General features: G+C 60.4%; 17 protein-coding genes. All 17 read left to right on the forward strand.

The features are described 5' to 3' along the window. The first annotated feature begins 9 nt into the window (after positions 1-9). The 17 genes from EI969_RS13365 (at position 10) to EI969_RS13445 (ending at position 18,549) form a co-directional block, all read left to right on the forward strand. Complete coding sequence (locus tag EI969_RS13365; RefSeq protein ID WP_160388234.1) at positions 10-738, forward strand: cephalosporin hydroxylase family protein; 729 nt, start codon at positions 10-12, stop codon at positions 736-738. 52 nt (positions 739-790) lie between these two features. Then, complete coding sequence (locus EI969_RS13370; protein WP_160388235.1) at positions 791-3,712, forward strand: TIGR00180 family glycosyltransferase; 2,922 nt, start codon at positions 791-793, stop codon at positions 3,710-3,712. 135 nt (positions 3,713-3,847) lie between these two features. Beyond that, positions 3,848-5,038, forward strand: coding sequence for a UDP-4-amino-4,6-dideoxy-N-acetyl-beta-L-altrosamine transaminase (gene pseC / locus EI969_RS13375; protein ID WP_160388236.1), 1,191 nt, complete (start codon positions 3,848-3,850; stop codon positions 5,036-5,038). Then, complete coding sequence (locus EI969_RS13380) at positions 5,038-5,658, forward strand: pseudaminic acid biosynthesis-associated methylase (protein ID WP_160388237.1); 621 nt, start codon at positions 5,038-5,040, stop codon at positions 5,656-5,658. Before pseC ends, EI969_RS13380 begins: the two co-directional genes overlap by 1 nt. Continuing rightward, positions 5,655-6,362, forward strand: a complete 708-nt coding sequence (gene pseF / locus EI969_RS13385) for a pseudaminic acid cytidylyltransferase (RefSeq protein ID WP_160388238.1) — start codon at positions 5,655-5,657, stop codon at positions 6,360-6,362. The genes EI969_RS13380 and pseF overlap by 4 nt, the downstream gene beginning before the upstream one ends. After that, a complete protein-coding gene (gene pseG, locus EI969_RS13390; RefSeq protein ID WP_160388239.1) occupies positions 6,359-7,864 on the forward strand; it encodes a UDP-2,4-diacetamido-2,4,6-trideoxy-beta-L-altropyranose hydrolase in 1,506 nt (501 codons plus the stop codon). The genes pseF and pseG overlap by 4 nt, the downstream gene beginning before the upstream one ends. Continuing rightward, complete coding sequence (gene pseI / locus EI969_RS13395; protein ID WP_160388240.1) at positions 7,857-8,909, forward strand: pseudaminic acid synthase; 1,053 nt, start codon at positions 7,857-7,859, stop codon at positions 8,907-8,909. Before pseG ends, pseI begins: the two co-directional genes overlap by 8 nt. 226 nt (positions 8,910-9,135) lie before the next feature. Further along, positions 9,136-10,062: a ketoacyl-ACP synthase III gene (locus EI969_RS13400; protein ID WP_150716515.1), complete on the forward strand. Its 927-nt coding sequence runs from the start codon at positions 9,136-9,138 to the stop codon at positions 10,060-10,062. Between the two features lie 90 nt (positions 10,063-10,152). Then, positions 10,153-11,445 carry a motility associated factor glycosyltransferase family protein gene (locus EI969_RS13405; protein WP_160388241.1) on the forward strand — a complete coding sequence of 431 codons (1,293 nt, stop codon included), beginning with the start codon at positions 10,153-10,155 and terminating at the stop codon, positions 11,443-11,445. Continuing rightward, complete coding sequence (locus tag EI969_RS13410) at positions 11,442-11,708, forward strand: hypothetical protein (RefSeq protein ID WP_160388242.1); 267 nt, start codon at positions 11,442-11,444, stop codon at positions 11,706-11,708. The genes EI969_RS13405 and EI969_RS13410 overlap by 4 nt, the downstream gene beginning before the upstream one ends. A 244-nt stretch (positions 11,709-11,952) precedes the next feature. Further along, positions 11,953-12,804 (forward strand): flagellin domain-containing protein, encoded by an 852-nt coding sequence (locus EI969_RS13415; protein WP_015096259.1) that lies wholly within the window; start codon positions 11,953-11,955, stop codon positions 12,802-12,804. 72 nt (positions 12,805-12,876) lie between these two features. Beyond that, on the forward strand, positions 12,877-13,230 hold the full coding sequence (locus EI969_RS13420) for a flagellar protein FlaG (RefSeq protein ID WP_102699439.1): 354 nt from the start codon (positions 12,877-12,879) through the stop codon (positions 13,228-13,230). A gap of 83 nt (positions 13,231-13,313) precedes the next feature. Next, complete coding sequence (gene fliD, locus EI969_RS13425; protein ID WP_160388243.1) at positions 13,314-14,750, forward strand: flagellar filament capping protein FliD; 1,437 nt, start codon at positions 13,314-13,316, stop codon at positions 14,748-14,750. A gap of 129 nt (positions 14,751-14,879) precedes the next feature. Then, positions 14,880-15,275 carry a flagellar export chaperone FliS gene (fliS, locus tag EI969_RS13430; protein ID WP_160388244.1) on the forward strand — a complete coding sequence of 132 codons (396 nt, stop codon included), beginning with the start codon at positions 14,880-14,882 and terminating at the stop codon, positions 15,273-15,275. A gap of 10 nt (positions 15,276-15,285) precedes the next feature. Beyond that, positions 15,286-15,582: a hypothetical protein gene (locus tag EI969_RS13435; protein ID WP_015096255.1), complete on the forward strand. Its 297-nt coding sequence runs from the start codon at positions 15,286-15,288 to the stop codon at positions 15,580-15,582. A gap of 172 nt (positions 15,583-15,754) precedes the next feature. After that, positions 15,755-17,230, forward strand: coding sequence for a sigma-54 dependent transcriptional regulator (locus EI969_RS13440; RefSeq protein ID WP_102699435.1), 1,476 nt, complete (start codon positions 15,755-15,757; stop codon positions 17,228-17,230). Between the two features lie 110 nt (positions 17,231-17,340). Continuing rightward, positions 17,341-18,549 carry a PAS domain-containing sensor histidine kinase gene (locus EI969_RS13445; protein WP_160388245.1) on the forward strand — a complete coding sequence of 403 codons (1,209 nt, stop codon included), beginning with the start codon at positions 17,341-17,343 and terminating at the stop codon, positions 18,547-18,549.

Raw genomic sequence — 18,549 nt, forward strand, 5'->3', positions numbered from 1 at the left:
GAGTCTGTAATGAATCCTCATGAGCAGTTTCGTGAAGAAGTAAAAGACAACATCGAAGGTCTGCAACAGGACAAAACCTTGCAAGCCACCTCGCTGGACTGGGTCGGCACGACCGCCAAACACAAGTACACCTACAACTTCAGCTGGATGGGCCGCCCGATCATTCAATTCCCCCAGGACATGGTCGCCATGCAGGAGATCATCTGGGCGCTGCAACCGGACATCATCGTCGAGACCGGTATCGCCCACGGCGGCTCGCTGGTGTTTTACGCCTCGATGCTGGAACTGCTCGGCCATGGTGAGGTGCTGGGCGTCGACATCGATATCCGCCAGCACAACCGTGAGGCGATCGAAGCGCACCCGATGAGCAAGCGGATCCAGATGATCCAGGGGTCGAGCATCGATCCTGCGATCGTCGAACAGGTTCGCCAGCGCGTCGAAGGCAAGAAAGTGCTGGTGGTACTGGACTCCAACCATACCCACGAGCACGTACTGGAAGAGCTGCGGGCCTATGCCCCGATGACCTCGGTGGGCAGTTACTGCGTAGTGATGGATACCGTGGTCGAAGACATGCCGGAAGATGCCTTCCCGGACCGCCCGTGGGGCAAGGGCGACAACCCGAAAACCGCGGTATGGGCCTACCTGGAAGAAAACCGCGATTTCGAGATCGACCAGGCCATTCACAGCAAGCTGCTGATCACCGTCGCGCCGGATGGCTATCTGCGCCGCGTACGGTAATCGACAAGACATCGTTGGGTTTTTTCGGCGATTCGCCGATGCGGGGAAATGTATGCAAGGCAATAATTCTGAACACGGGCTGGCACTCAACGAACAGTTGACCGTGGTGCTGATGTCTCACGAGCGGCCGGCGTTCTTGCGCCGCGCTGCGCGTTTCTACAGCGGCTTGCCTTGCAGGATCCTGGTGCTGGACTCTTCGGCTGAAGGTCAGCCAAGCCTGGCCGGACAGTTTGAAAATGTGGATTACCAGCATGTCCCGCAGTTTGGCTACTGGGGCGTGCGCGCCAAGCTGGCCTTTGGCGTGGAGCAAGTGACCACTCCACTCATGGTGTTTGCCGCCGACGATGACTTCCATGTGCATGACGCCCTGCGCGCAGCCGTGGCGTTCATGGCGGCCAATCCCGACTACGGCCTGTGCCACGGCTACAGCATGATGTACCTGTCACAACCCAATAGCGTCAGCTACTTCCGGCGTGACAAGAAAGTCTGCGAAGACTATTGCTCCGAGAACGCCGAGGAGCGAGTGCTCGATTACATGCACCAGTACCTCCCGCCATTCTATGCAGTCCAGCGCACGGACCTGGTCCGTGACTGGTATCAGGTCATGCCTCACGATACGTCCTTCCAGTGGCAGGAAATCGGTCACACGCACTACATGCTGGCGCGGGGCAAGGCGCGGATTCTGCCGATCCCGTATGTGGTGCGCGAGATGAACTACGGGTACTCGGACCACAACACCGAGATCTTCCACACGCTGGCGCATACCGATGCCAGGACGGTCGCCGAACGCGAAGACTTTGCCGCGTTCCTTTTCGGGCTGCCGACTCAGGTTCAAGGCGAGGACCCGGAGCAAGGCCGGCAGTTCGCGCTGCAAAGTTTTGAAGCCTTGGCCGATAGCCTGCGCACAGGCCGGGCGCTGACGACAGAGCTGATTTTCGAGTCTGCGTGGACCAGTGTCGAGACCGGCCCTGTGCGCCGTTTCGGTCCCAAGCAATACGTTGAAATGCCGTTCTACAATCAGCAGTTTTTCGATCAGTTGACCCAGTTCGAATTCCTGTTGCACGCCATGCCGGCCGGTCGTGTCCAGTTGCAGGGCCTGGAGGGTGTCTGGACCCGTCAGCAGAGCCTGATGCTCGCGCGTAACAATGACACGCCGGAAAGTGTGGTCGACCGTTTGTGGCAAGCCCACGACAGCAACGTGTTCAACCGCACGGTGGTCAAGCGCCTGGCGGCGCAGCTCGAACTGCTGGGCGAAGACGAAGAAGCGCAGGCCATGACTGACTGGGCCGCGCGTCTCGAGGCAGTGTCGGTCGAAGGCAACCGTGCGACATTCGACAAGATGCTCTCCGGTCGACTGCTCAAATGGCTCGCGCCCCGCCAGCCGGATGCCGAAGAGGCAGAGTCGATCAACCGGTACCTGGCGGCCAACGACGGTGGTCCACAGTTCGGGATCTTCCTGCTGGACCTGGATAACGATATCGACAAGCTGCAAGTCTCTCTCGACAGCCTGCTCGAAGGTCACGGCAAGGCCTTCAGGATTGTGATCTTCACCACCGGTGAAGCACCGGCGGCGACCACGGCGCAGAACACCTTGCACTTTGTCCGGGTCACGCAAAGCAACTATGTCGACAAACTGAACCAGAGTGCTCGTCAGTCGCCTTGCGACTGGTTGATGCTGGTTGAAGCCGGCGACGAGTTCACCGCCGGCGGCCTGTTGCGCGCCAGCCTGGAACTGCTGTCTGACACGCAATGCCGCGCCGTCGCCACCGACGAAATCCAGCGCACCCCGGAAGGCGCACTGGTGGATGTATTCCGTCCGGGCTTCAACCTGGATTTGCTGCAAAGCCTGCCGGCCCTGATGGCGCGTCACTGGTTGATCCGTCGGGAAGTGTTCATCGAAGTCGGCGGCTACCAGCCTGACTTCAGCAAGGCCCTGGAATTCGACTTGCTGCTGCGCATCATCGAGCAGGGCGGCCTCAACGGGCTGGCCCACCTGGACGAGCCGCTGGTGATTGCACGGGCGCCGGCACTGGAAGAAAACGCCGATGAGCGCCTGGCGTTGATGCGCCACCTGGGCAATCGCGGCTACAAGGCCAAGGTCACGTCGACGGTGCCTGGCACCTGGCAGATCGATTACCGCCATACCGAACGCCCGCTGGTGTCGATCATCCTGCCGGCCGGGGATGACCTGGCGGCGTTGCAACAGTGTCTGCAAGCCGTGTTGCTGCGGACCCGCTACATCCAGTACGAAGTGCTGATAGCGCTCAACCCGAATCAGTCGGCCGAGGTCAACGATTGGCTGGGCACCTACCAGCATCCGAAAGTCAGCGTGTTGCGTGCCGACCAGACCCTGAGTGAAGTGGCGTTGTACAACGCGGCCAGCCAGCAGGCGCAGGGCGAGTACCTGGTGCTGTTGGCCGCAGACAGTGAAGTGGTCAACCCGAACTGGCTCGAATCGCTGCTCAATCACGCCCAGCGTCCGGAAGTCGGCGTAGTCGGTCCCAAGTTGATCGACCGCGACGGCAAGGTCACCCAGGCCGGCCTGATCCTCGGCATGAACGGTGGCGTGGGCTCAGCCTTCGTCGGCGAAAAACAGGACGCCGAAGGTTACCTGCACCGCTTGGCGCTGGAGCAGAACTACTCGGCGGTGTCGATGGCGTGCCTGATGGTGCGTAAAGCCTTGTTCGACGAGCTGGACGGCCTGGACAGCGTGACCTTCGCCGACGGCTTGAGCGACGTCGATCTGTGCCTGCGGGCTGGCCAGGCCGGATACCTCACCGTGTGGACGCCGCTGGTACAGGTCATTCATTCGGGTGAGGTGCCACAGGCGCCGCAGACCCTCGATGCGCTGCGTGACAAGTGGGCGGCAGGCTTTGCCCAGGACCAGGCCTACAACGCCAACCTGGCCTTGAGCGGCAAAGGCTTTGTGCTGGGTGAAAGCGCTTCGGTGAACTGGGCGCAGTTGCTCGGGTAGGCCCGGCGAACAGGTATAAGGGATTCAAGGCATGTTCAACGCAAAATCGATCTTCATCTCAGGCGGTACCGCTGCGTTCGAGCGTCATGGCGCCCGTCGTGTGCGGGACACGCTTGCCCATGCCTGGATGCCAGCATGATTCCTTACGCTCGGCAAAGCCTTGATCAGGCGGACATCGACGCCGTGGTCGATGTATTGCAGTCTGACTGGCTGACCCAGGGGCCGACCATCGAGCGCTTCGAGCGGGCGATGGCCGAGCGCTGCGAAGCCGGTTTTGCCGTGGCGGTGTGCAATGCCACGGCGGCCCTGCACATCGCTTGCCTGGCGGCGGGGCTCGGTCCGGGCGACTGGTTGTGGACGACGCCGAACACCTTCCTCGCCTCGGCGAACTGTGGACGCTACTGCGGCGCCGAGGTGGATTTTGTCGATATCGACCCGCTGACCTGGAACCTCGATGCCACGGCGTTGGCCGTCAAGCTCGAGCGTGCGGAGCGTGAAGGCCGGCTGCCGAAAGTGCTGGTGGCCGTGGCGTTCTCGGGGCAGAGCTGCGACATGCGCAGGATTGCCGCACTGTCCAGGCGCTACGGCTTTACCGTGATCGAAGACGCGGCCCATGCTGTCGGGGCGTCCTACGCAGGGCGACCGGTGGGGTGTGGCGAGTTCGCCGCGATGACCGTGTTCAGCTTTCATCCGGTGAAAATCATCACCAGTGCCGAGGGCGGCATGGTCATGACCAACAGCCCGGAACTTGCCGAGCGTCTGCAGCGCCTGCGCAGCCACGGCATGACCCGCGACCCGCAACAAATGAGCGGCCCCAGCCACGGCCCCTGGTACTACGAACAGGTGGAGCTGGGTTTCAACTACCGCATCACCGACCTGCAAGCGGCGCTCGGCTTGTCGCAGTTGAACAAACTGGATGAGTTCATCGAGCGCCGGCGCGAACTGGCGGCACGCTATGAGCGCCTGCTCGCGTATTTGCCGCTGACCCTGCCCGGTGCGCAGCCCGAGGCCGAGTCGTCTTGGCATCTGTATGTGGTGCGCCTGCAACTCGATCAGATCAGCCTCACTCATCGTGAGGTGTTCGAGGGCTTGCGGGCCGCCGGGATCGGGGTGAACCTGCACTACATTCCCGTGCATTTGCAGCCTTACTATCGGGACCTTGGGTTCGCCGAAGGTGATTTCCCGCAGGCCGAGCGTTACTACGCCGAAGCCATCAGCCTGCCGTTGTACCCGTTGCTCAGCGATGAGCAGCAGGACTATGTGGTCGAGCAAATGCGCCAGTTGATCGAGATAATCCAGCCATTGCGGCGCGTGGGAAATGTGTGATGCGTGAGCTGACCGAGCAGGAAACTTTCTGGCAGGGCGAATTCGGCAACCAGTACGTCGAGCGCAATCTCGGGCAGTCGCTGGTGGCCGCCAACCTGGCGTTGTTTGCCAAGGCGCTGACACGGGTCGGGCACATCGACAGCCTGGTGGAACTGGGCACCAATGCCGGCAACAATCTGCAGGCGCTGCATCAGCTGTTGCCGCGCTGCGAATTGTTCGGCGTGGAGATCAATGCCAGTGCCTGTGCCGCTGTCCGGGCGTTGGGCATTGGCCACATCTGGCAAGGCTCGCTGTTCGATTTCCCTCGCGAGCGCACCTTCGACCTGACCCTGAGCAAGGGCGTGCTGATTCACCTGGCGCCGGAGCTGCTGCCGGCCGCCTATGCGCAACTCTATGAACTGAGCCAGCGCTACATTCTGATCGCCGAGTACTACAACCCGGCACCGGTCGAGGTCTCGTATCGCGGCAACAGCGGCAAGTTGTTCAAGCGCGATTTTGCCGGTGAAATGCTCGATCGCTATGACGACCTGCAACTGGTCGACTACGGTTTTGCCTACCACCGCGATCCACAATTCCCGGTGGACGACATCACCTGGTTTGTCCTGGAAAAACGCCGTTGAACAACGTCGCCATCATCCCGGCCCGCGGTGGCAGCAAACGCATACCGCGCAAGAACCTCAAGCCGTTCGCCGGTGTGCCGATGATTGCCCGCTCGATTCGGGTGGCGCAGGAGTCCGGGTTGTTTTCCCGGGTGGTGGTCAGCACCGACGACGAGGAAATCGCCGGGCTGGCGCGCGACTGTGGCGCCCAGGTGCCCTTCATGCGCCCGGCGGCACTGGCCGACGATTTCACGGGCACCGCCGCGGTGATTGCCCATGCGTTGCAGGTATTGAGCGAACAGGGTGACGAGTTCGATCACGCCTGTTGCATCTACGCGACTGCGCCGTTGTTGCAGGCGCGATTTCTCGACCAGGGGCTGAACCTGCTCAAGCAGCATCCCCACAAGGCGTTCGCCTTTTCGGTGTGCGACTTCGGTTTTCCGGTTCAGCGGGCCCTGACCCTTGATGATCACGGCGCACTGACGGCGCTCTACCCGCAGTTCCGCGATACCCGGTCCCAGGACCTGTCAGTCGCCTATCAGGATGCCGGGCAGTTCTACTGGGGCCGCAGCGATGCGTGGCGGCGTGGCGAGGTGCTGTATTCGCCGTCCAGCCTGCCGGTCATCCTGCCGCGGCATCTGGTGCAGGACATCGACACGCCGCAGGACTGGAAGCGCGCAGAGTACCTGTATGCCGCGCTCAAGGCCGGGGGTGAGCTGCAATGAGGGTGCTGATTCGCTCTGACGCTTCGCCGACCATCGGCAGCGGCCACATCGCGCGCTGCCTGTGCCTGGCCCGCGTGTTGCGCAGGCAGGGCAGTCACGTGGCTTTCGCCTGTCGCCTGCTGCCGGGGCATCGGCTGCAAGCATTGCGCGCCGAAGGTTTCGAAACCTTTGAACTGCCCGAGCGCTACAACGACGAAGACCCCCGGCAGGCCATCGAATCCATGCTGCCATGGCAGGCGGACATCGCCGCGCTGGAGCCGTTGCTGGACCCGCAGCCGGCGTTTGACTGGATCATTGTCGACCACTACGGCCTCGATCATCACTGGCAGACGGCCGCCCGGCGCTTTGCGCCACGGATCGCCGTGGTGGACGACCTCGCCACGCGCACCTACAGCGCCGATTTGCTGCTCAACCAGAATCTCTCGGGTACGCCAGAGGCTTATACATCGCTGCTGGCGCCGGGCTGCCGGACGTTGTTCGGTCCGCGGTTCGCCATGTTGCGCGACGAATTCTGTTGCCCGGCCATTGAAATCAAGCCCCGGGCCCAGCGTGTGCTGGTGAATTTCGGCGGTTTCGACGCGGCCATGCAGACTCATCACGCCATGCTGGCGATGGCCGACTTCACCGACCTGGAAGTCGATTTTGTCGCCGGTGCCGGCAACCCCGCCTGGGCGCAGATGCAGGCGTTGGCGGCCAGTCGTCCCCATTGGCGCCTGCACAGTTTTGTCAGCGACTTCTATCGATTGATGACCGAAGCCGACCTGTTTGTCGGCGCCGGCGGCGGTACCAGTTGGGAGCGCGCAGCCATGGGGCTGCCGACGATTTGCATTGCCGTGTCGAACAACCAGCAGGCCAACGGCGAGGTCATGGCGACCTCGGGCGCCCATGTGTTCATGGGGGCCCGCGAGCACGTCAGTGTCGAGCAACTGCGCCAGGCCATCGGCTTTGTCGCGGGTAACCAGGGTTTGCGCCAGTGTCTGGCCCGGCAGTCGCGCCAGCTTGTCGATGGCCGGGGTGCGCTGCGGGTGGCGGCTGCGCTGGCCGGTGCGGTGCTGAAGTTGCGTGCGGCGACCCCGGGCGATGCGCAGCTGTTGTTCGAGGGGCGCAATGCCCAGGCCGTGCGGCGCTGGTCGCTGGAGACCGGCGTGATCGAATGGCCCGCGCACCAGAACTGGCTGACCGCGAGCCTGAGCAATCCAAGGCGGCTGCTGTTGATCGCCGAGGCCGATGACGGTCCTGTCGGTGTGTTGCGTTATGACCTGCGCGGCTTTACCGCCGAGGTGTCGATTTATCTCTTCGAAGGCCGGTTCGGCCTGGGCTGGGGCAGGGCGCTGCTGGCCCGTGGAGAAGCCTTTGTGAAGGCCCGTTGGCCGCAACTGGAATCGCTCACCGCCCAGGTAATGCCGGCTAACCGGCCATCGCTGAAAGTCTTTGGTGAAGCCGGTTTTACCCAGAGTGACTGCGCGTTCACGCGCGTATTGAAGGATCCCGCAGATGAATAGCTTCAAGATTGGCGAGCGCCTGATCGGTGCCGATGCGCCGCCATTCATCATTGCCGAGATGAGCGGCAACCATAACCAGTCCCTGGAGGTGGCACTGCAAATCGTCGAGGCCGCCGCCAGGTCCGGTGCGCATGCGTTGAAGCTGCAGACCTACACGGCCGACACCATGACCCTGGACCTGGCCGAGGGCGAGTTTTTCATCAAGGATCCGAACAGCCTGTGGGCCGGTACTTCGTTGTACGCGTTGTACGAAAAGGCCCACACACCCTGGGAATGGCATGCGCCGATCTTCGCTCGCGCCAGGGAGCTGGGCTTGCTGGCGTTCTCCACGCCCTTCGATGAGAGCGCCGTGGACTTCCTCGAAAGCCTCGACGTGCCGGCCTACAAGATCGCCAGTTTCGAAAACACCGACCTGCCGCTGATACGCCGGGTGGCCGCGACGGGCAAGCCGCTGATCATTTCCACCGGCATGGCCAGCATCGCCGAAATCGATGAAACCGTGCGCGCCGCCCGCGAGGCCGGCTGCAAGGACCTGGTGCTGCTCAAATGCACCAGCACTTATCCGGCGTCACCGGCGAACAGCAACCTGCGCACGATCCCTCATTTACGCGAGTTGTTCGATTGCCAGGTGGGGCTGTCCGATCACTCCATGGGCGTTGGTGTGTCCGTGGCGGCGGTGGCGCTGGGCGCAACGGTGGTGGAAAAGCATTTCACCCTCGACCGTGCGGCCGGAGGCGTCGATGCCGCTTTCTCGCTGGAACCCGCTGAGCTGGCCAGCCTGGTGATCGAGACCGAGCGCGCCTGGCAAGCCATGGGCCAGGTGCATTACGGCGTCACCGAGGCCGAACGGCCATCCCTGGTGTACCGTCGATCGTTGTATGTCACCCGGGACATGGCGGCCGGCGAGCCCTTCGACGTGACCAACACCAGAGCCATCCGTCCGGGGCTCGGGCTGGCGCCCAAGCATGCCCCAAACCTGCTGGGACGCCGTGCCAGGCAGGCCATCAAGCGTGGCACAGCGCTGGACTGGTCGTTGGTCGAGTGACCCATTGTCGGGCTGATTCGGCAAAATAGCGTGACCTGCGAGTCATAACGCGCATCTTCACTGTATTGTATTGGCCGGGAAGATGGCGCCTGACCCTTTATCGGGTTCAGTGATAGCCCTTTGCGCTTTCCGGTCGTCGCCCTGACGCGACGCAAATCCAGGTTTGTCGGCGCCCCTCGATTCCTGCGAGTGGTGGTATTGGGCTGTTTATTATTGGGAAGCCGTAATGATTGGCATAAAAAGCATTGCGAGCTACGTTCCTGTAGCCGGCGTGGACAATTACGCACAAGGTGCAAAATTCGAGAAGGATGAAGAATTCATCCTGGGCAAGATCGGTTCGGCTTTCCTGCCGCGCAAGGGCGTTGATCAGGAAACTTCCGATCTGTGCGTAGAGGCGGCCAATGCGCTGTTTGCCAGTAACCCTGGTCTGAAACGTGAATCCATCGATGCGTTGATCGTCGTCACCCAGAACGGTGACGAAGAAGGCCTGCCGCACACCGCGGCCATCGTGCAGGACAAGCTCGGCCTGTCGACCAACGTCGCTGCGTTCGATATCTCACTGGGCTGTTCCGGTTACGTCTACGGCATCTATGCGATCAAGGGCTTCATGGAAGCCGCCGGCCTGAAGAACGGCCTGCTGATCACTGCCGACCCGTATTCGAAGATCGTCGACCCGGAAGATCGCAACACCACCATGTTGTTCGGCGATGCCGCCACCGCGACCTGGATGGGTGAAGACCCGACCTGGGCACTGGGCAAGGCCAAGTTCGGCACCGACGGTTCCGGCGCTCCGCACTTGAAAGTCACCGACGGCGTGTTTTTCATGAACGGCCGCCAGGTATTCAACTTTGCACTGCTCAAGGTGCCGGCGCATTTGCATGAGTTGCTCGGCGAATCGCAACTGAGCGCAGACGACATCGATGCGTTCTGCATTCACCAGGGCAGCGCGGCGATTGTCGATGCGGTCGCACGGCGCTTCGAGGAATGCCCGCAGAAGTTCATCAAGGACATGGTCGAGACCGGTAACACGGTGTCGTCGAGCATTCCATTGCTGCTGGAAAAGCATATTCTCGATTCCGAATGGAAGCGTGTTGCGCTCAGCGGTTTCGGAGTGGGGCTGTCATGGGGTTCGGCGATCATCTATCGTCCTTGAGTGAAAGTCTTTTAATAAAAAGACCGGTACAAAAAAGCGCCCAAGGGTTAACCTTGAGCGCTTTTTTGCTTGTAAGGAATGCGAGGTAGCATGAGCGAATTTTTTGCAGACAATGCTCAGGTTATCCAGCGGCGCTGGCCGTCGCTGTATGCGCGACTGATAACGGAAGATCGTCTGGGTATCGAGGTCAACCTGATCGAAGGTCGGGACTCGACGTTGAGCGTGGGCGGCATCCAGCTCACCAGCCGTCATGATCGCCTGCACGAGGCGCACCTGCAGGCCGCCAGCCTCCCGCTCGATAAACCACAGCTGCACGTCTACGGCACCGGTTTCGGCGATTTGCCTTCGGTTCTGCTCGAGCGCGCGGGGCTTGAAAAGCTCTACGTCCATATTCTCAACGGCGCACTGTTCGCGCTGGTGTTGCAACTGATCGACCAGCGCCAATGGCTGGGCGATCCGCGCGTGCAACTGCTGTATGCCGGCGATATGTCGGACATCTGCACGCCGTTTTTTGCGTTGCCGGCCGAAATGCTGCTGGCCGATGACTTCAGTGCGAAGATTCGTGATCGCCTGGTCAGCGAAGTGCACCTGAGTTTCAACAATCGTGATTTCGACCCGCAGTCGCCGGTCATTGTGCAGCGCTTGCACGATACCCTCGACGTGCTGCTGGCCGATGCTGATGTGGCGCAGCTGTTTGGCACCTGTCCCGAACGTGAGATCTATGTGATCGGGACAGGGCCAAGCCTTGAAGGGAATTTCGAGCGCCTGGCCGCCGTGCGCAATCAAGCGTCGCGACCGCTGTTCATCAGTGTCGACACCGCCTACAGACCCCTTCGCGAGCACGGGATAAAACCTGACCTGGTCGTGAGCATCGACCAGCGCATCAGTGCCCTGCACTTGCCGGGCGAGGGCTCCGAAGGCATTCCGCTGGTGTACTTGCCGTTGAGCGATCCAGCCATGCTCAAGGCCTGGAAAGGCAAGCGTTACGGCGGTTACTCCGCCAGCCCGGTCTACGCCGCGTTGCGTGAGCAACACCCGCGCGGACAACTCTACGTCAGCGGCAGCGTGATCCATCCTGCGGTCGATCTGGCAGTGAAGATGGGCGCGCAACGCATCACGCTATTCGGTGCCGATTTCTCCTTTCCCATGAACAGGACCCATACCGGCTGGAGCGATGGTGACCTGGGGCCGCCAGTGAACCAGGCCAGGCACTGGGTGCACGATGGTCATGGGCAGAAGGTCAAGACGCAGCTCAATTTCCGCAGCTACCTGTGCGAGCTCGAGCGTTACATTGCCAGGCATCCCGAGGTGCTTTTTTTCAATAGCAGCCGGGCAGGGGCAATGATTGCCGGTACGCAATTCAACCAGGATTTCGTGCAATGAAGTTTCAAGCGAAGGGCATCGACGGCAGCCGGCAGTGCGCGGGATTGTTTCGCCTGGGGCGTGATGTCGAAGCGGCGTTGATCATGGTTGATCTGTTCGATGAGACGCAGCGCCTGTTTGCGCGGGCGCCCCAGGATGTCCAGCAGGCCTGGGCCTTGATGCTCAGGCAAATGCTCGAGTGCCAGGAGCGCCAGGACTGGCTGGGGCTCGCTGACTTCATGGAGTATGAGTTGGTCGATTTGCTGGAAAGCCTGCCCGCCTGAATGGGCGGCAACAGCTTTGGCCCGGGCCTTTGTGAGCCGGACAGTTTCATGGCGTCATTTTTTTACGGTTGAGGGGGCGCTAAGCCCTTGTTTTCTCGGGGGTGGCAGGGTGATGGCAATTTTTTTTTAAAAAGCCCTCAAGCAACCTGCCAATCCGACGATAACTATTACGAAGGTTCTCTAGGCCATACCCGGCGGTTGCCAGGGCCGGAAGCCGCAGTACCCAACCAACGAGGAATTCGTCATGGCTTTAACCGTAAACACCAACACCACGTCGCTGGGCGTTCAGAAAAACCTGAACCGTGCTACCGACGCACTTTCGACCTCGATGCAGCGTCTGTCTTCCGGCCTGAAAATCAACAGCGCCAAGGATGACGCCGCCGGCCTGCAGATCGCAACCCGCATGGCTGCACAGATCCGTGGTGGTACCCAGGCAATCCAGAACGCCAACGACGGTATCTCCGTTGCCCAGACCGCTGAAGGCGCTCTGCAGGCTTCGACCGACATTCTGCAGCGTATGCGTGAACTGGCTGTTAAAGCACGTAACGGTACCAACAGCACTGCTGACCAGACCGCTACCAACTCCGAATTCGCTCAGATGTCTGACGAGATCACTCGTATCTCTGCTTCGACCAACCTGAACGGCAAAAACCTGCTGGACGGTACGGCTGGCACCATGCAGCTGCAAGTTGGCGCCAACACTGGTTCGGCCAACCGCATCGACCTGGTACTGAGCTCCAAGTTCGACGCCGTTTCCCTGTCCGTAGGCAGCGGTACCGTTGTTCTGACCGGTGCAACTTCCGCCACCCTGTCGGCCAACATCGACAACGCGATCACCGCGATCGACGCTGCTCTGGCATCGATCAACGCCACCCGCGCAAACCTGGGTGCTTCGCAGAACCGTCTGACCAGCACCATCTCCAACCTGCAGAACATCGTGGAAAACACCACTGCTGCACAAGGCCGTGTTCAAGACACCGACTTCGCCCAGGAAACCGCGAACCTGACCAAGCAGCAAACCCTGCAACAGGCTTCTACCTCGGTTCTGGCTCAAGCCAACCAACTGCCTTCCGCTGTACTGAAGCTGCTTCAGTAATTTCGGAATGAGTTTGAGCGGGGGAGTGTGCTTGCACGCTCTCTCGCTTTTTTACGTTAAGAGGTGATGGGCATGGAGATGAGCGTAAAGCTTGGCGTGTCTTATCCGGCTCCCCAGCCAGCGAGCACCGTCACGGACAAGGCGCCGGAAAAGCCCAAGGCCGTCAGCGTGGCAGCGGAGGCGGACAAGAAGCCGGACAAGGATGACACCCATCTGAAGCAGGCGGTGCAGCAGATCGAAAAGTTTGTACAGTCGATCAAGCGCAACCTGGAGTTCTCGATCGACGAGCAATCCGGAAAGGTCGTCGTCAAAGTGATTGCAAGCGAAACGGGCGAAGTCGTACGACAGATCCCCTCCGCAGAGGCCCTCAAGCTGGCAGAAAGCCTGAGCAATGCGAGCCACGTCTTGTTCGACGCCAAAGTCTGATAGCTGGCATGAATAGTGTTTGTACGTTCTTTGGACGCAGGTAAAGGTCAAAAGAGTGGCAGCAACCTGAAGGGAGACTAAAAATGGCAAGTCCAATTTTACCGGGTACGGGCTTAGGCTCTGGCCTGGATATCGGTGCGATCGTTACTGCGCTGGTCAACGCCGACAAATCGGCGAAACAGACGCAGATCGATACTCAGACCAAAACCAACACGCTGAGGATTTCCGGTGTCGGTTCCCTGAAAAGCGCACTGACGGCCTTTCAGACGGCGCTGACCAATCTCGGCAGCAAGACCAATCCTGCGTTTTCGGGCTTTAGCGCAACGTCGGGTACCCCGTCGATCCTCGGGGTGACTTCCGACAACACCGCCGTTGCCGGCTCCTACAGCATTGTTGTGAATAACCTGGCCACCAGCTCGAAAGTAGCCAGTGCTTCTTTTGCCGGCGGTGCTGCCAGTGCCATTCCGAGTGGTACTCTGAAAATCAGTCAGAATGGCACTGATTACGATGTCACGATTCCGGCCAATGCGACCTTGCAGAGCACCCGCGATGCCATCAACACCGCGCAGGCGAGCAATGGTATTTCCGCCAACATCGTGACCGACAGCACCGGTGCGTCGCGACTGGTGATCAGCTCCAGCAAGACCGGCGCGGGTTCCGACCTCAAGGTCAGCGGTATCACCGGCCTTGAAATCGACGGTACCGTGCCGATGGGCAGCAACCCTTCGGCTTCCAGTTCAGGGGCTGTCAACGGGATTGCGATGGATGCAGCGCTGACGATCGATGGCCTGGCGGTGACCAGCAAGAGCAATACCGTCACTGGCGCAGTCAGTGGCCTGACCCTGAACCTGACCTCCGCCAGCACCGGTACGCCGCCGGCTGCCGCGACCGTCACCGTTGCGACCAACACCACTGGTTTGCAGACGTCGATCCAGTCGTTCGTTGACTCCTACAACACCCTGATGAACACCATTAATTCCCTGTCCAAGGCGACGGCGGATGCCGATGGCAAGCTGACGGTCCAGGCGGCGTTTACCGGTGACTCGATGCCTCGCGCACTGATTTCCGAGATTCGCGGTGTACTGACGGCTCCGGGGGCGGGCGGTCCATTGGCCGTGCTGTCGCAGCTCGGTGTGATGACGGACGAAAAAACCGGCAACCTGGCGTTCAACTCGACGACGTTCAACAAGGCGATGACCACTGGCGGCATGAGTGGCCAGGTGCAGCAGCTGTTCAACGGTACCACTGATACCAACGGCCTTCTGGCGCGCATGGGCGCTGCCATCAAGCCTTACGTATCGACGGGCGGGTTGCTGGATCAGCGCAATACCAACCTGCAGAGCCTCACCAAGAACCTGACGAACCAGCAGTTGGCGCTGGACTTGCGTGTCGCCAACATGACCAAGACGTTGACCGCCAAATACAACGCCATGGACCTTCTGGTCGGGCAAATGAAGGCGACGGCGACCAGCATCACCTCGTTCTTCACGACCTTGAACGCTCAGAAGTCCAGCAGCTAGTCATGAGCTGACGACAAAAACCCGGCTGCGCATTTTCGCGTGTGCCGGGTTTTTGTCTTTTGATCTAAAGTTTTTTGATGCGCAGACGATACACTGGTCATACGAGTCATTGTGGTAATGAGGTAGAACATGAATCCAATGTTAGCCCTTCGGCAGTATCAGAAAGTGGGCGCGCACGCCCAGACTTCCGAAGCGAGTCCGCATCGTTTGGTGCAAATGCTCATGGAAGGTGGCCTTGACCGCATCGCGCAGGCCAAGGGCGCCCTGGAGCGCAAGGATATTCCCGGCAAGTGTGTATCGATCAGCAAGGCGATCGGCATCATCGGTGGCTTGCGTGAAGGCCTGGATCTTGAAAATTGCGCCGAGACCGTGGGCGAACTCAACAGTCTCTACATCTACATGATGAAGCGTTTGGCCGAGGCAAACATCAGCAGTGACCCGAAGATTCTCGATGAGGTCGCGGGGTTGCTGCGCACGGTCAAGGAAGGTTGGGACGGCATTGCTCAGCCAGGGCCGCAGTTCTAGGGAGGTCGCCATGAGTCTTGTATTGCAGCGAATAGAACAAACTCGAGAAGCGCTGGTCGGTGCTTTGGCCGAGCGTGACTGGGAGGCTATCGGTCAATTGGACCTCGATTGCCGTTCCTGCATGGAAGACGTCTTGAGCGAGGCTTCGCTGGACGAGGAAGTGTTGCGTAGCAATCTTGAGGAGTTGCTGTATGTCTACAAGCAGCTGCTCGAGGTCGCGATGGGTGAGAGGCAGGCGATAGTCGATGAAATGTCTCAGATCCAGCAAGCGCGAAACGCGGCAAAGGTTTACCATCTGTTTGGTTAATTAATCCCCGGTTAATCCAGACATGTGCGCCATAAATTTGACTGTGCACGGTTTTTTGACTTAACTAGTGGCTGGTTCCAGATTTCAGTCGTCTTCAGGCATATCAGGCCTGCAAGCGTTTAGCTTGCCCCAGCATTTTGGGCATTGAGTTGACTAGGGAAGTTGCTATTGCATGTGGCGTGAAACCAAAATTCTGCTGATTGATGACGATAGCGTCCGCCGCCGCGACCTGGCGGTGATTTTAAATTTTCTCGGCGAAGAAAATTTACCCTGCGGTAGCCATGACTGGCAGCAGGCTGTCGGCTCTTTGTCGTCAAGTCGTGAAGTGATCTGTGTCCTCATCGGGACGGTCAATGCTCCTGGCGCACTTCTGGGCTTGCTAAAGACACTCTCGACCTGGGATGAGTTCCTTCCGGTTTTGTTAATGGGCGATAATTCTTCCATTGACCTGCCGGAAGACCAGCGTCGGCGAGTGCTTTCGACCCTCGAAATGCCGCCCAGCTACAGCAAGCTGCTCGATTCGCTGCACCGTGCCCAGGTCTATCGCGAGATGTACGACCAGGCTCGCGAGCGCGGTCGTCATCGCGAACCCAACCTGTTCCGCAGCCTTGTCGGCACCAGCCGGGCGATTCAACACGTCCGTCAGATGATGCAGCAAGTCGCCGATACCGATGCCAGCGTGCTGATCCTCGGTGAGTCCGGCACCGGCAAGGAAGTGGTTGCGCGCAACCTGCATTACCATTCCAAGCGCCGCGAAGCGCCGTTCGTGCCGGTCAACTGCGGGGCGATCCCGGCCGAGTTGCTGGAAAGCGAATTGTTCGGTCATGAGAAGGGCGCCTTCACCGGGGCGATCACCAGCCGCGCCGGTCGATTCGAACTGGCCAATGGCGGCACCCTGTTCCTCGATGAAATCGGCGACATGCCGCTGCCGATGCAGGTCAAGCTGCTGCGCGTGTTGCAGGAGCGTACCTTCGAGCGCGTGGGCAGCAACAAGACCCAGAGCGTCGACGTGCGCATCATTGCCGCGACCCACAAGAATCTCGAAAGCATGATCGAGATCGGCACCTTCCGCGAAGACCTGTACTACCGCCTGAATGTGTTCCCGATCGAGATGGCGCCGCTGCGCGAGCGCGTCGAGGACATTCCGCTGTTGATGAACGAACTGATCTCGCGCATGGAGCACGAGAAGCGCGGTTCGATCCGCTTCAACTCGGCGGCGATCATGTCGCTGTGCCGACATGGCTGGCCGGGTAACGTCCGCGAACTGGCCAACCTGGTCGAGCGCATGGCGATCATGCACCCATACGGCGTGATCGGCGTGGTCGAACTGCCGAAGAAATTCCGCTACGTCGACGATGAAGACGAGCAGATGGTCGATAGCCTGCGCACCGATCTGGAAGAGCGCGTGGCCATCAACGGTCATACCCAGGACTTCACTGCCAACGCCATGTTGCCGCCGGAAGGCCTGGACCTGAAGGACTACCTCGGTGGACTGGAGCAAGGCCTGATTCAGCAGGCGCTCGATGATGCCAACGGCATCGTGGCGCGCGCGGCCGAGCGGCTGCGCATTCGTCGCACCACCCTGGTGGAAAAGATGCGCAAGTACGGCATGAGCCGTCGTGATGGCGACGAACAGGCGGATGATTGACGCCTGTTTTTCAATCCATTCATTTATAAGCAGTTTTTTTTAGGCACGGGTATTGCTACGTCCCTCGCAACGTTCCGTTTCACTGACGGTCAGCCAAGCGAGAGAGCACAATGCCCCAAGCCGCCCAGATGTCTCCTGTCCCTGATGCGAACGGACCGTCGTCCGCAGAGCAGGCGAGCCGGCTGGGTCTTGAGCAGGCATTCGCGCTGTTCAATCAGATGTCCAGCCAATTGACCGATTCCTACAGCATGCTCGAAGCGCGGGTAACCGAGCTCAAGGGCGAGTTGGCGGTGGTCAGTGCCCAGCGCATGCAGGAACTGGCGGAAAAAGAACGCCTGGCCAACCGCCTGCAAAACCTTCTTGATCTGTTGCCAGGCGGTGTCATCGTCATTGACGCCCAAGGCATCGTGCGCGAAGCCAATCCGGCGGCGTGCGAGTTGCTGGGGCTGCCGCTGGAAGGTGAGTTGTGGCGTCACGTCATTGCCCGCAGTTTTGCCCCGCGCGAAGACGATGGTCATGAGGTTTCGCTCAAGGACGGTCGGCGCCTGTCCATCGCCACGCGCTCGCTGGATGCCGAGCCGGGGCAGTTGGTGTTGCTCAACGACCTGACTGAAACCCGCCATCTGCAGGACCAGTTGGCCCGTCATGAGCGTCTGTCATCGCTGGGGCGCATGGTCGCTTCACTGGCTCATCAGATCCGTACGCCGTTGTCCGCCGCGCTGCTGTACGCCAGCCATTTGACCGAGCAAGCGTTGCCGGTCGCTACCCAGCAGCGCTTTGCCGGACGCCTCAAGGAGCGTCTGCACGAGCTGGAGCACCAGGTGCGCGACATGCTGGTCTTCGCCCGTGGCGAGTTGCCGTTGACCGACCGCATGACGCCTGGCCAACTGATGCAGTCGTTGCAAGCGGCGGCGCTGACCCATGTGCAGGATCTGCCGATCCGCTGGCAGTGCGACAGTCATTCGGGGGAGTTGCTGTGCAATCGCGACACCCTGGTCGGTGCGATCCTCAACCTGATCGAGAACGCCATTCAGGCCAGTGCCGGACAGTTGCGCCTGAAGATTCACCTCTACACCCGCGGCAACAACCTGCGCCTGTGTGTCAGTGACAGTGGCTCGGGTATCGATGCCGCCGTTCTGGCGCGCTTGGGCGAACCCTTCTTTACCACCAAGACCACCGGCACAGGTCTTGGCCTGACCGTGGTCAAGGCCGTGGCGCGTGCTCATCAGGGAGAATTGCAGTTGCGTTCGCGGCTCGGTCGCGGCACCTGCGCGCAGGTGATCCTGCCGTTGTTCAGCAGCGCTCAGGGAGCGGAGTGA

The organism is Pseudomonas sp. PB101 (genome assembly GCF_009764265.1).
Classification (GTDB): Bacteria; Pseudomonadota; Gammaproteobacteria; order Pseudomonadales; family Pseudomonadaceae; genus Aquipseudomonas.